The sequence below is a fragment of the Rugamonas rubra genome (genome assembly GCF_900114705.1).
Lineage (GTDB): Bacteria > Pseudomonadota > Gammaproteobacteria > Burkholderiales > Burkholderiaceae_D > Rugamonas > Rugamonas rubra.
Genome location: NZ_FOTW01000027.1, coordinates 70295 through 82437 on the forward strand (window position 1 = coordinate 70295; position 12143 = coordinate 82437).

At 61.6% G+C, this 12143-nt stretch carries 12 protein-coding genes; 5 read left to right on the top strand and 7 right to left on the bottom strand.

What is annotated here, in order from left to right; genetic code table 11:
• Positions 1 to 186 precede the first annotated feature (186 nt).
• Entirely contained in the window at positions 187 to 822 is a 636-nt protein-coding gene (locus tag BM252_RS24655; RefSeq protein WP_093390323.1) for a hypothetical protein, read from the bottom strand.
• Positions 823 to 917: 95 nt separating this feature from the next.
• Here BM252_RS24655 and BM252_RS24660 point away from each other — a divergent pair, with 95 nt between their 5' ends.
• The gene (locus BM252_RS24660; RefSeq protein ID WP_139236740.1) at positions 918 to 1967 is read left to right on the top strand and encodes an AraC family transcriptional regulator; all 1050 of its coding nucleotides are present in this window, start codon (positions 918 to 920) and stop codon (positions 1965 to 1967) included.
• On the opposite strand, the gene BM252_RS24665 is transcribed toward BM252_RS24660, so the two are convergent.
• Positions 1959 to 2633 carry a DNA alkylation repair protein gene (locus BM252_RS24665; RefSeq protein ID WP_093390325.1) on the bottom strand — a complete coding sequence of 225 codons (675 nt, stop codon included), beginning with the start codon at positions 2631 to 2633 and terminating at the stop codon, positions 1959 to 1961. The genes BM252_RS24660 and BM252_RS24665 overlap by 9 nt on opposite strands.
• A gap of 476 nt (positions 2634 to 3109) precedes the next feature.
• On the opposite strand from BM252_RS24665, the gene BM252_RS24670 reads away from it, so the two are divergent.
• The 4 genes from BM252_RS24670 (at position 3110) to BM252_RS24685 (ending at position 8889) form a co-directional block, all read left to right on the top strand.
• Positions 3110 to 4390: a dicarboxylate/amino acid:cation symporter gene (locus BM252_RS24670; RefSeq protein WP_093390326.1), complete on the top strand. Its 1281-nt coding sequence runs from the start codon at positions 3110 to 3112 to the stop codon at positions 4388 to 4390.
• 24 nt (positions 4391 to 4414) lie between these two features.
• Positions 4415 to 5407, top strand: coding sequence for a porin (locus tag BM252_RS24675; RefSeq protein WP_093390327.1), 993 nt, complete (start codon positions 4415 to 4417; stop codon positions 5405 to 5407).
• Positions 5408 to 5597: 190 nt separating this feature from the next.
• Positions 5598 to 7511, top strand: coding sequence for a sensor histidine kinase (locus tag BM252_RS24680; protein WP_093390328.1), 1914 nt, complete (start codon positions 5598 to 5600; stop codon positions 7509 to 7511).
• Entirely contained in the window at positions 7504 to 8889 is a 1386-nt protein-coding gene (locus BM252_RS24685; RefSeq protein ID WP_093390329.1) for a sigma-54-dependent transcriptional regulator, read from the top strand. The genes BM252_RS24680 and BM252_RS24685 overlap by 8 nt, the downstream gene beginning before the upstream one ends.
• Positions 8890 to 8983: 94 nt before the next feature.
• Here BM252_RS24685 and BM252_RS24690 read toward each other — a convergent pair whose 3' ends face one another.
• The 5 genes from BM252_RS24690 to msrB form a co-directional block, all read right to left on the bottom strand.
• Complete coding sequence (locus BM252_RS24690; RefSeq protein ID WP_093390330.1) at positions 8984 to 9760, bottom strand: peptidylprolyl isomerase; 777 nt, start codon at positions 9758 to 9760, stop codon at positions 8984 to 8986.
• 96 nt (positions 9761 to 9856) lie between these two features.
• Positions 9857 to 10636, bottom strand: a complete 780-nt coding sequence (locus BM252_RS24695; RefSeq protein WP_093390331.1) for a peptidylprolyl isomerase — start codon at positions 10634 to 10636, stop codon at positions 9857 to 9859.
• 125 nt (positions 10637 to 10761) lie between these two features.
• Positions 10762 to 11052, bottom strand: a complete 291-nt coding sequence (locus tag BM252_RS24700) for a BolA family protein (RefSeq protein ID WP_093390332.1) — start codon at positions 11050 to 11052, stop codon at positions 10762 to 10764.
• Positions 11049 to 11678 carry a septation protein A gene (locus BM252_RS24705; protein WP_093390333.1) on the bottom strand — a complete coding sequence of 210 codons (630 nt, stop codon included), beginning with the start codon at positions 11676 to 11678 and terminating at the stop codon, positions 11049 to 11051. The genes BM252_RS24700 and BM252_RS24705 overlap by 4 nt, the downstream gene beginning before the upstream one ends.
• 49 nt (positions 11679 to 11727) lie before the next feature.
• The gene (gene msrB / locus BM252_RS24710; protein WP_093390334.1) at positions 11728 to 12126 is read right to left on the bottom strand and encodes a peptide-methionine (R)-S-oxide reductase MsrB; all 399 of its coding nucleotides are present in this window, start codon (positions 12124 to 12126) and stop codon (positions 11728 to 11730) included.
• Between the last annotated feature and the right edge of the window lie 17 nt (positions 12127 to 12143).

Below are 12143 nucleotides of genomic sequence, written 5' to 3' on the forward strand. Positions count from 1 at the left end.
CCATAGAAAGAGCCGGTGCCGCGAGGTTCGGCTCTTTTTTTGCCCCTACCCCGGGACGCGGAAGCCGGGGTCTGACCCCATCCGGGGTCAGACCCCTTTGCTTACGGGGTAAGGCCGGCATCCCGGCAGACCGTGAAGAGCCCCTTTTTACGCTAGTTTTTGGTTTGATTTGACCGTTTTGGCGGCTCAAATCCACTTCAGCACGCCGGCGAACAGCAGGAGGGCGGCGCCGACGAGGCCGGCCAGTCCCGCCACCACGCCGATCTGCCGGCTGCGTTGCGGCATGTCGTGTACCCAATAGGCGACCACGAAGAAGGGAACATAGCCGACCAGCCAGACCAGGTAGGGTGCGCCGGCGTTCCAGCCGCGCCACTCCCAGGTCAGCGCACCTATGCTGTTGAGCCACAATTCGACAAACACGCACAGTACCGAGTTGGCGCCGGCCAGCAGCCAGCGGTTGTTGACACCCAGAATGCGCAAATGCCGGTCGGCGGGCAGGGTGCGCGCCGCGAACAGGCCCATCATGGCGAACATGAAGCAGATCTCGATGTTCAGACCGATCAGAATCACATAGGCCGAGCTGCCCGGCGTGCCCCAGGCCGGCGCGAAGCCGGAAAAATGGAACAGCAGACCGTTCCAAATCTCGTTGATCCAGTCCATCAGCCAAAATGCTGTGCCGGCAAGCACCACATTCCAACGCTTGGCGGCGGCTTGCTCGCCATAGGCGTAGACCACCATCAGCAGCAAGGGGATGACGTACCACTGGAAATGGGCGGAGTTACGCACCAAAGCCTGAGCTTGGGCGGCGGATGCTGCAATCATGGTGTTGTTCCTGGAAGTGGGGGGTGTGCCGATTGTAGGTGTCGGCATGCAATCATTGCTTGACAGGGCGGGTCACAATTTTGACAATTGGGGCCATGTATACCAATCACAGTGATAGATCGGCGCGCGCCGCGCCTGAAGGCAGCGTGCCGGCCTCGTATGTGCGTCTGTTGTTCGAGTATCTGGCGCGGCAGGGCCATGACGCCGGCGCGCTGTTGGGGCTGGCAGTTCCGGTCGGCGCCACGGCTGAGGCCGCCTATCCGGCGTCGCAATGGCGCGCAATGCTGGAGCGGGCGGCGGACCATCTGCACGACCCGACACTGGGCTTGCGCATCGGCGCCACCATCACCGCTGCCCACCTCGGACCACTCGGTTACGTCTTGTTATCGTCGAGTTCGGTTCCGGCCGCCATCGAGCGTTACATTCGCTACCAGCGGCTGGTGCACGACGTCAGCCCCGTTCGATGCCTGCAGCACAACGGTCAGGTGGTCCTGGAATGGGATGCCGAGTCGCGCAGCGTGGGCTTGTTGGTCAACCAATGCGGTCTGGCCGCCGTGATCCAGTTCGCGCGCAACGTCACTGGGGAGGCGATCGCGCCGGAGGCGGTGCATTTTGTCGAATCGCCACCCGACGATGCCACCCCCTACCGTGATTTCTTCGGCTGCCCGGTCCGGTTCGCGCAGGACGCCACCAGAATCATCCTGCCGGCGTCCCTGCTCAGCCTGCCCCTGCGTCTAGCCGATCCAGCGTTGGCGGCAATGTTGGAACAACAAGTGCAGGCCGGCTTCGCCGCCTTGCCGACAAAAGATCCATTTGAGCAAGATGTCCGCCAGCGCATCTCCCGCCACCTATTGCAAGGCGAGCCCGGCCTGCGCCATCTGGCCGCCGAGCTCAACACCAGCGGCCGCACGCTGCGGCGTCTTTTGAGCCAGCACGGCTGGAGCTACCGCGCCTTGTTGGACGACACCCGGAAGCATCTCGCCGAGGACTATCTGCGCGACAGCCGCCTGGCCTTGCCCGAGGTGGCTCTGCTATTGGGCTATTCGGAGCAGAGCGCATTCAACCGGGCATTTCTGCGCTGGTTCAATCTCACGCCGCGCCACTGGCGTTTGCGCAACCCAGACCCGACATCCCATTCAAACTGAGACGATTTTCAGGTGTTTGTTTGCTTCGCGATAGCTCAAGGCCGGCAAGCGGTAGGATTCCTCCTGAAGGAAAGCCCGCACCGCGTCGGGGTTATGGTGGGCGTAATCGCGCAAGGCCCAGCCGATGGCTTTTTGAATGAAGAATTCCTTTTCCGGCGCCAGCATCAGGCAATAGGCGAAAAGACGTTGTTGATCGACGTGCTCGCGCCAGCCCAATTGATGCAGCAGGGCGATCCGACGCAGCCACATATTCGAATGGCGCACGCAATCGTCCATTCCCTCATGCTTGCCGCGCAATACATCGCCAATCAGCGAGGCCAATCCATCCACGCTATCCCACCACGATTTCTTTTGCACCAACTGGAGTAAATTCGCCACATGGCGGGTTTCCAATTCCTTGCTATGCATCGCCAATAGATCGATGGCGACATATTGAAATTCCCTTTCCGGCAATTCCCACAATTCATTGGCGTGGCGGAGCAGGGCGGCGGCACCGATTCCTTTCAACGACTTCAATATCGGTTTGACGGCCGCGCGGCGCGCCGGCGTCGGCACACCCAAAAAATCAAACTGCTCGCGCATGTAGGCGCGCATGCCGGCAATGCGGTCGGAGTCGGCCGCGCTGGCGAGCGCGGCGGCGAGTTCTGCGTGGAAGGAATCGGTCATCGTCTAGGAGTCCAAGGCTGTTGGGTTTGCGGCAACATCTTCCGCGCAAGTATAGGTCGCTTTGCATCCGTTCACCACTTCGCCCTGCCTTCCCCTATGAGCGGGTGCGAACGGTGAGTTGCCGATATGCTCATTTCTGGCTTGAACAAACTCAACGTTAGCTTAATCGATGCAAGCTGAGCGGCCCGCGGCGGCCGTTTCCTGCGCCGCCGGCCAGGTTCTTCCAGCCAGTCCAATAAGTCATACGCGGGCCGCTTTTGGCGTCCAACTAATTGGACGAAATTTCGTGCGGCCAGGAAGTTTCCATAAAGAATGTCGTTTGAAAACAATGTCTTAGTGAAAAATTGACTGTTTGTTCATGGCAGGCATGCCGCTTGCTATGTAGCCTCCAACCCGCAGCCACTGGCGGCGGGGTTGTTAAAACAAAGATGGGTGCCAATGCCGTGCCCAATCGCTACCCCAATTGGAGAGTCAAGATGAAAAAGAAACGCCCATTAACCCTATACATCCTGATCGCGATGGTATTGGGCATAGCAGTCGGTTACGTCTGCCATGACACCTTCCCCGACAAAAAAATCACCACGGATATCGCCGCGCATATTTCGATCGCGACGGATGTATTCCTGCGTTTGATCAAAATGATCATCTCCCTGTTGGTATTCTCGACGCTGACGGTGGGTATTGCCCATATGGGCGACGGCAAAGCCGCCGGTCGTATCGGCGCAAAAGCCATGGGCTGGTTTGTTTCCGCCTCGCTGGTTTCCTTGACCTTGGGTATGGTGCTGTCGAACTGGATGCAACTGGGTGCCAATTTGGGCCTGCCATTGCCGCCGATTGACGCCGTTACCGGCCTGAAGACTTCCGCCTTCACGTTGAAAGATTTCGTCTCCCACATGGTGCCGAAGTCGCCGATCGAGGCGATGGCCAATAACGAGATTCTGCAAGTTCTGGTGTTCTCGATCTTCTTCGGTAGCGCGCTGGGCGCCTTGGGCGAGCACGGCAAGAAACTGACGGCCGTCATCGACGAGTTGGCACAAGTCATGCTGCGCATCACCGGCGCGATCATGACCCTGGCTCCTCTGGCCGTGTTCGCCGCCATGGCGTCGGTGGTCACCACCAACGGCCTGGGCATCCTGGTCACCTTCGCCAAGTTCATGGGCGGCTTCTACCTGGGTCTGTTCTGCCTGTGGATTCTGTTGATCGGCGGCGGCTTCATCTTCCTCGGCAAGAGCGTGTTCCGCTTGATCGGCCTGATCCGCGAACCCTTCCTGCTGGCATTTTCGACCGCCAGCTCGGAGGCGGCCTATCCGAAACTGCTGGACTCGCTGGACAAGTTCGGCGTGCAGCGCAAGATCTCCAGCTTCGTGTTGCCGATGGGCTACTCGTTCAATCTGGACGGCTCGATGATGTATTGCACCTTCGCCGTGCTGTTCATCACCCAGGCCTACAGCATCGAGTTGTCGATGGGCACCCAGATCACCATGCTGCTGCTGTTGATGCTGACCTCCAAAGGCATGGCCGGTGTGCCGCGCGCTTCGCTGGTGGTGATCGCCGCCACGCTGAACCAGTTCAACATCCCCGAGGCCGGCCTGCTGCTGCTGATGGGTGTCGACCAGTTCCTCGACATGGGCCGTTCCGCCACCAACGCCGTCGGCAACGCCATCGCCACCGCCGTCGTGGCCAAGTGGGAGGGCGCGCTCGACACCGAGGCGCATCTGACCGTCGTTGAAAAGCCAGTACATATTCACGCAGCATAAAACAACTAGCAACAGGAGACCCATATGAAACAATTCGCTATTTCCGCCATCGCCCTGACCCTGTGCTCCGGCGCCGCCTTGGCCCAATCGAGCGTCACCGTCTACGGCGTGGCCGATGCCGGCCTGGTGCTCGAGCGCGGTGGTGCCGCCGGCAACGTCAACACCCTGGGCGGCGGCGTCGGCTCCGGCTCGCGCCTGGGCTTCAAGGGCAAGGAAGACCTCGGCGGCGGCCTGAGCGCCCGCTTCATCCTGGAGAGCGGCATCGGCCTCGACAACGGCGCCTCCGGCCAAGGCGGCCTGGCCTTCGGCCGCCAAGCCGCGCTGGGCCTGTCCGGCTCCTTCGGCGCCGTCTCGCTGGGCCGCCAGTACTCGCCTTACTACAAGGTGGTGCGCGACGTGGCCGATCCCTTCGAAGTCGGCTTCGCCGGCACCGCCAGCAATTTGATGGCGACCAACACCCGCGTCGACAACCTGGCCGAGTACACCAGCCCGACCGTGGCCGGCTTCACCGCCGACCTGGCCTATGGCGCCGGTGAAACAGCTGGCAACAGCGCCGCCAACCGCAGCTTGAGCGGCAGCGCCAGCTACGTGCGCGGCCCGCTGACCGTGGTGCTGGCCCACCACGTCAAGGACAACGCCCTGGCCACGGCGCACGCGCGCAACACCATGATCGTGGCGCGCTACTGCGTCGACGCATGGAGCGCCAGCCTGGCCCGCGCCCTCAACCGCGACCTGCTCGGCAACGAGAGCAAGGATACGCTGCTGGGCCTGAGCGCCACCTCGGGCGCCAACAAGGTGTTGGCCTCGGTCATCCTGCACCAGGACGACAGCGCGCTGGACCAGGACGCCCGCCAGTACGCCATCGGCTATCTGCGCCGCCTGTCGGTGCGCACCGAGCTGTACGCCGCCTATGCCCACATCAACAATCGCAACGGCGCCAGTTTCAAGGTCGGCAATGCGACCGACAACGGCAGCGGCCACACCGGTGTGAACCTGGGCATGCGCCACTCGTTCTAAACGTCCGCTACACGCAGGCCACCACGCCGTCGCGGTCCAAGCCGCGACGGCGTTCTGTTTTCCAGTCAGCCGCGTTGAAACGGGCGCTCAGTGCCTTCGGCGCAACAGTTTTCGCGCCGAAACCCCTCCGCCGGTCGCGATAGCGATTACAGTATGGCCTCACCGTTTCAAGGCGCCCAAAGAGAGTCCTATGCAGTCCTCCACCCAACACACGAATGCCGGCCCGAGCCGACATGGCCGCGCACGCTGGTCGCGTGGCCAGGTGCTGGCCTGGGGCGGCGTATTGCTGTTCTGTCTGGCGCTGGCCAGTCTGGCCTATTACTGGGCCGGAAAAATCACCACCGACAGGCTGCGGGTAAGCGGCGCGCAAAGGCTCAACGCCTACGCCGCCAGCCTGGAGAACCTGCTCGACAAGTACGATTTCCTGCCGCGCACGCTGGAGTTGAACAAGGATGTGATCGCCTTGCTCAAGCAGCCCGACGACCCGGCGCTGCGCGCGGCCGTCAACGTCTATCTGGAGCGGGTCAACCAACAGGCCCGCTCTACCACCATCTACGTCGTGAATCTCAAGGGGATCACCCAGGCGTCGAGCAATTGGCGCGAAAAAGACAGCTTCGTCGGCGATAACGTTTCCTTCCGCCCCTATGTGCGCGATGCTTTGCAGCGCACGCCGGGCGGCTTCTACGGCGTCGGCACCACTCGCTTGGAGCCCGGCTACTTCTTCGCCCACGGCATCTACCACGACGGCCAGATGCTGGGCGTGGCCACGGTCAAGGTCAACATCGAAAAACTGGAGAAGACCTGGGTGCAGGGCGGCGACAAGGTCATGCTCAGCGACGAGCATGGCGTGGTTTTCCTGAGTTCCGTACCATCGTGGAAGTACCGGACGCTGGCGCCGCTGTCGGCCGATGTGCGCCACCGCCTGGAGAAGACACGGCAATACTTCTCCCACCCGCTGGAACCGCTGGGCTTCGCCTACCAGCCGGAAATGGACGACGGCACGCGCAAGGTGCAGGTGCCGGAGCAGGCCCAGATCAACGGCAAGGAGGGGCGCGCCTCCGGCATGTTGATGCAGCGGCGCTCCCTGGCGCCGCGCAACTGGGAGTTCATCTATCTTTCCGACCTCAGCCAGGCGCGCTCCAACGCCCAGGCCGCCTTTATCTTCTCCTGCGTGGCCGAGGGTTTCCTCGTCATGCTGTTCCTCTACGTGCGGCAGCGGCTGCGCGCCACCCGCCAGCGCCGCAAGGCCAGGGAGGACTTGCAGCACGCCTATGACAATCTGGAAATCATGGTGGCCGAACGCACCTATAGCCTGCGCCAGATGACGCAAAACCTGAGCGAGGAGATCGCCGTGCGCCGCCAGGCCGAGCAAAAGCTGCAGGTGACGCAGAACGAGCTGTTCCAGGCCGGCAAGATGGCGGTGCTCGGCCAGATGTCGGCCGGCATCACCCACGAGCTGAACCAGCCGCTGACGGCGCTGCGCACCATGTCCGACAACGCCGTGGTGTTGCTGGAGCGCGGCCGGCTCGAGGTGGTCAAGAGCAACCTGGTGACGATCTCGCAGATTGTCGGCCGGATGGGGACGATTACCGGGCAGTTGAAGGTGTTTGCGCGCAAATCGACGGCGCCGCCGAGCGCCGTGGCGCTGCAGACGGCGATCGCCAACGCGCTGTTCCTGGTCGAGCGGCGCATGGACCTGGAGCGCGTCGATTTCCGCCTGCACATGCGCAGCCCCGGCGCCAACGCCTTGTGCGACAGCAACCGCTTGGAGCAGGTGCTGGTCAACCTGTTCAACAACGCGCTCGACGCGATGGCCGACAGCGAGCTGCGGCAACTGACCGTCAGCGTCGACAGCGCCGGCGCGCGGGTGCTGATCCGGGTGGCCGACAGCGGCCCCGGCATGACGGAAGAGATGCGCAGCCATCTGTTCGAACCTTTTTTCACCACCAAGCCGCAGGGACAGGGGTTGGGCCTGGGCTTGGCCATTTCGGAGCAAATAGTGCGTGAGTTCGGTGGTATATTGAGGGCGGAATCAGCCCCGGGCGGTGGCGCCCAGTTCGCCATCGAATTGAAGGTCGCGGAGCAGGAGCTTGGACATGATTGACGCATTGTCGGCGCAGCTGCCGCTGCAGGTCCTGCTGGTCGAGGACGACGCCACCGTGCGCGCCGGCAGCGAGCAGGCGCTCGAGCTGGCAGGGCTGGAGGTGCGCTCCTTTCACTCGGCCGAACTGGCCTACAAGCTGATCACGCCGGGTTTTGCCGGCGTGCTGGTGAGCGATGTGCGGCTGCCCGGCATGAACGGACTGGAGCTGCTGGCGGCGGTCAAGTTGATCGATCCGGAGTTGCCGGTGATTATAGTCACCGGCCATGGCGACATCACCATGGCCGTGCAGGCCATGCGCGACGGCGCCTACGACTTCATCGCCAAACCCTATTCATCCGAGCAACTGGTCGATGTGGTGCAGCGCGCCGTCGCCACGCGCCGGCTGATGCTGGAGGTGCACAGCCTGCGCCGCAAGCTGGAGCACAACGAGGGTATCGAGGCCATGCTGTTGGGTAACTCGGCGGCCATCCGCGACGTGCGCCGCCTGATCCTCGACTTGGCCGACGAGCCGGCCGACGTGCTGATCTACGGCGAAACCGGCACCGGCAAGGAGATGGTGGCGCGTTGCCTGCACCAGCACAGCCGCCGCGCCAAGCACAACTTCGTCGCCATCAACTGCGGCGCGATTCCGGAGAGCATATTCGAGAGCGAGGTCTTCGGCCACGAACCGGGCGCCTTCACCGGCGCCGCCAAGCGGCAGATCGGCAAGATCGAGCACGCCGACCAGGGTTCGCTGTTCCTCGACGAGATCGAGAGCCTGCCGATGGCCCTGCAGGTCAAGCTGCTGCGCGTGCTGCAGGAGCGCTATGTCGAGCGGCTGGGCTCGAACAACCTGCTGCCGGTCGACGTGCGGGTGATCGCCGCCTCCAAGGCCGATTTGAAGGAGCTGTCCGACCAGCAAAAGTTCCGCAGCGACCTGTATTACCGGCTGAACCTGATCGTGCTGCACCTGCCGCCGCTGCGCGAGCGGCGCGAGGACATTCCCTTGCTGTTCGAGCATTTCGTGCTGGACGCGGCGGCGCGCTACAAGCGGCCGGCGCCCATTATTTCCGGTGCGATGATGCATTCGCTGATGGCGCACGCCTGGCCGGGCAATGTGCGCGAGCTGCGCAACATCGCCGACCGCTTCGTGCTGGGCTTGTCGAGCGGCGGGGAGGGCATCCTGGCGGCGCGCGACGCCGCGCCGGCGCCGCTGTCCGAGCAGGTCAACGGCTTCGAAAAGGCGCTGATCGAGCGCGAACTGCGCAATGTGGCCGGCAACGTCGCCGAGGCCTGCATCGTGCTCAGCCTGCCCAAGCAGACCCTGTACCACAAGATGCAAAAGTACAATCTGGTGGCCGAGGACTACCGCACCCCTGCGGCCGGCACCGAGCGCTAGCCAAACCCGGCCCCTAAAAGCGCCGACGTGGAAACGCCGGCGCATAAATGCAAAAAGCGCTTCCGAGGAAGCGCTTTTTAATGCCAGGGCGATCTTATTGGATCTTGGCTTTTTTCATCAGATCGTCGCGGAAGGCGGCGATTTTCTTCTGTTGCATCGCTTCGGCGATCTGGCCTTTGACTTCTTCCAGCGAAGGCAGCTTGGTCGCGCGCGACTCTTCCATCTTGATGACGTGGAAGCCGAACTCGGTCTTGACCGGGGTTTCGGTGTATTGGCCGTTTTTCAGGGCCACCATGGCGTCGGCGAAAGGCTTGACCAGCTTGCCCGGTGCCATCCAGCCGAGGTCGCCGCCGTTGTTGGCGGAACCGTCCTTGGAGACCTTGGCCAGCTCTTCGAACTTGCCGCCGGCCTTCAGCTTGGCGATGATGTCCTTGGCTTCGGCTTCGGTGCCGACCAGGATGTGGCGCGAGTGGTATTCCTTCTCGCCCATGGCGGCCTTGTACTTGTCGTACTCGGCTTTGATCTCGGCGTCCTTGACCGGGTTTTTCTTCACGTAGTCGGCCAGCATGGCGTTGATGATGACGCTTTGGCGGGTGTTCTCGATCTGCGACTTGACTTCCGGACGCATGCCGTAGCCTTGCTTGTCGGCTTCCTGGATCAGCACTTCACGGCCGATCAGTTCCTTCTTGATGGCCTCGCGCAGCTGCGGGCTGTCTTGCTGTTGGCCCTGGGCCACGACTTGCTTGACCATCTGGTCGACGCGGGCGGCAGGAATGGCCTTGCCGTTGACGGTGACCGCGTTCTGGGCGAAAACTGGTGCTGCGATAACAGCGATCAGGGCTAACAACAGGCGAGCAGGCTTCAACATCATTATCAGATCCTATAAAACGAGTAAGTGCGCGGCGGGGGCGCATAGTCTAAGGCCGAATCGAAACCGGCGCCCCTGGGGGCGCCGGCGATCACAGCATTACTGAACCTTGGCCTTTTTGACCATTTCTTCTTGGAAGGCTTGCAGCTTCTTCTGGGTCAGCGCTTCCGCGATTTGCGGTTTCACTTCTTCCAGGGTAGGCAGCTTGGCTGGACGGATGTCGTCCACTTTGATGACGTGGAAACCGTTCGGGGTTTGCACGGCTTTCTCGGTGACTTGGCCCTTGGCCAGCGCGACGAAGGCGTCGGAGAACGCTTTCGGGAAGGACGACGGGGTCGCCCAGTCCAGATCGCCGCCGTTCGATGCCGAACCGGTGTCTTTCGAGGTCTTGGCCAGTTCTTCGAACTTGGCGCCGCCCTTCAGCTTGGCGATAACGGCGTTGGCTTCGGCTTCGGTCTCGACCAGGATGTGGCGGACATGGAATTCCTTGTCGCCGGCCTGGGCCGTGAACTTGTCGTATTCAGCCTTGATGTCGGCGTCTTTGACCGGGTTCTTCTTGACGAAGTCGGCCACCAGGGCGTTGATGATGATGGCTTGGCGGGCGTTTTCCAGTTGCGTCTTGACCGTGGCATCCTTGCCGAAACCTTGCTTTTCCGCTTCCTGCATCATGACTTCGCGGCCGATCAGGTCTTTCTTGATCAGTTCACGCAGTTGCGGGGAATCTGGTTGCTGGCCCTGGGCAACTACTTGCTTGACTACAGCATCGACGCGCGAGGTCGGGATGGCTTTGCCGTTGACCACAGCAATGTTTTGTGCGAACGCTGGTGCGGCGACAACTGCGATAAGTGCGATCAGCAAACGGGCTGGCTTGAAAGTCATTATTAATTCCTGTAGAGGGAAAGTTTTCGTGAAAAGTGCTAGTCAAAAGCTTGGATCCTGCATCGGCCGAATCTGTTCGATTATTCTAAGGCCTATCTGAATCATTCGCCAAACTTTGCGCTACATCATACTTCGGACGGTGCCAGTGCGGTAATGGCCAATGCATGAATTTCTTTATGCATCATATCGTGCACGGAATCATACACGAGTCGATGTCTTGTGACGAGTTTGAGCCCCTCAAATTGCGCCGAAACGATGCGCAAGTTGTAGTGGCCGCCGCCCGAGGCGGCGCCGGCGTGGCCGGCGTGCTTGGCCGAGTCGTCGTCGAGCAGCAATTCCAGCGGCGCCAGGGCGGCTTGCAGGGCGGCGCGGATGCGTTCGATGCGGCCGTCGCCGCCGTTGTTTACGCTGTTCATGCCTCTTCCTTCATGTGTTTGGACAAATAGAAAGTCTGGCCGATGATGAAGGCGAACATGATCGCGGTCGAGCCGAAGGCCTTGAAGCTGACCCAGGCCGCCGTGTCGCCCTTAAACAGCACGAAGGCGACGTACAGGTTGAGGAAGCCCATAAAGGTGAAGAAGCTGATCCAGATCAGGTTCAAGCGCTGCCAGATCGGATCGGGCAATTGCATGATCGCCTCCATCGACTTGCGCATCAGATTCTTTTTAAAGATCAACTGCGCGCCGGTTAAGGCGATCGCCGAGCCCCAATAGAAGATCGTCAGCTTCCACTTAATCAGATTTTCGTCGTGGAAATAAATGGTCAGGCCGCCGAAGAACACGAACAGCAATAGCGAGATCCACAAGATGGTGTCGACCTTGCGCCCGCGCGCCAGCAGATAGCCGATTTGCGCGGCCGTGGCGGCCACGCCGGCGATGGTGGCGACGATCATCGGCGCCAGGTCGGCGGTGATCGAGCCGCCGGAGATGATGCCGCTCAGATGGGTGTTGATATAGTTGGTGGCCAGTTCGGCGTTGGCGCCGCCCCATTTGAAGGCGCCGAAGAAGACCAGCAGGGGGAAGAAGTCGAACAAGAATTTCATGGTTATTCTGCGTGCTCTGAGTAGTTATTGTGGGATTGTGTGGTGGACTCTATTGCGGATCGAAGCGTAGCGAGGCCGAATTGATGCAATAGCGTAAGCCGGTTGGCGGCGGCCCGTCGGGGAAGACGTGGCCCAGGTGGGCGTCGCAGACGGCGCAGATGATCTCGGTGCGCAGCATACCATGGCTACGGTCGACGATTTCGCCGACGTTGTCGGGGTTGATCGCTTCGAAATAGCTGGGCCAGCCGCAACCGGAGTCGAACTTGGCGTCGGAGCGGAACAGCGGCGTGTTGCAGCAGACGCAAGTATAGACGCCGTGCTCGTGGTGGTCCCAGAACTGGCCGCTGAAGGCGCGCTCGGTGGCGGCGTGGCGGCTCACCTCGAACTGCATGGGGTCGAGCATGGCGCGCCACTCGGCGTCGGTCTTATGTACTTTATCGGTGGTCATGATCGACTTTCTTGAAT

What these genes read in the sequence shown, in the direction of transcription:
- BM252_RS24660 (WP_139236740.1), top strand. Translation starts at nt 918, where the DNA reads ATGTATACCAATCACAGTGATAGATCGGCGCGCGCCGCGCCTGAAGGC.
- BM252_RS24675 (WP_093390327.1), top strand. Translation starts at nt 4,415, where the DNA reads ATGAAACAATTCGCTATTTCCGCCATCGCCCTGACCCTGTGCTCCGGC.
- BM252_RS24700 (WP_093390332.1), bottom strand. Translation starts at nt 11,052, where the DNA reads ATGAACAGCGTAAACAACGGCGGCGACGGCCGCATCGAACGCATCCGC.
- msrB (WP_093390334.1), bottom strand. Translation starts at nt 12,126, where the DNA reads ATGACCACCGATAAAGTACATAAGACCGACGCCGAGTGGCGCGCCATG.
- BM252_RS24655 (WP_093390323.1), bottom strand. Translation starts at nt 822, where the DNA reads ATGATTGCAGCATCCGCCGCCCAAGCTCAGGCTTTGGTGCGTAACTCC.
- BM252_RS24680 (WP_093390328.1), top strand. Translation starts at nt 5,598, where the DNA reads ATGCAGTCCTCCACCCAACACACGAATGCCGGCCCGAGCCGACATGGC.
- BM252_RS24690 (WP_093390330.1), bottom strand. Translation starts at nt 9,760, where the DNA reads ATGATGTTGAAGCCTGCTCGCCTGTTGTTAGCCCTGATCGCTGTTATC.
- BM252_RS24705 (WP_093390333.1), bottom strand. Translation starts at nt 11,678, where the DNA reads ATGAAATTCTTGTTCGACTTCTTCCCCCTGCTGGTCTTCTTCGGCGCC.
- BM252_RS24670 (WP_093390326.1), top strand. Translation starts at nt 3,110, where the DNA reads ATGAAAAAGAAACGCCCATTAACCCTATACATCCTGATCGCGATGGTA.
- BM252_RS24685 (WP_093390329.1), top strand. Translation starts at nt 7,504, where the DNA reads ATGATTGACGCATTGTCGGCGCAGCTGCCGCTGCAGGTCCTGCTGGTC.
- BM252_RS24695 (WP_093390331.1), bottom strand. Translation starts at nt 10,636, where the DNA reads ATGACTTTCAAGCCAGCCCGTTTGCTGATCGCACTTATCGCAGTTGTC.
- BM252_RS24665 (WP_093390325.1), bottom strand. Translation starts at nt 2,633, where the DNA reads ATGACCGATTCCTTCCACGCAGAACTCGCCGCCGCGCTCGCCAGCGCG.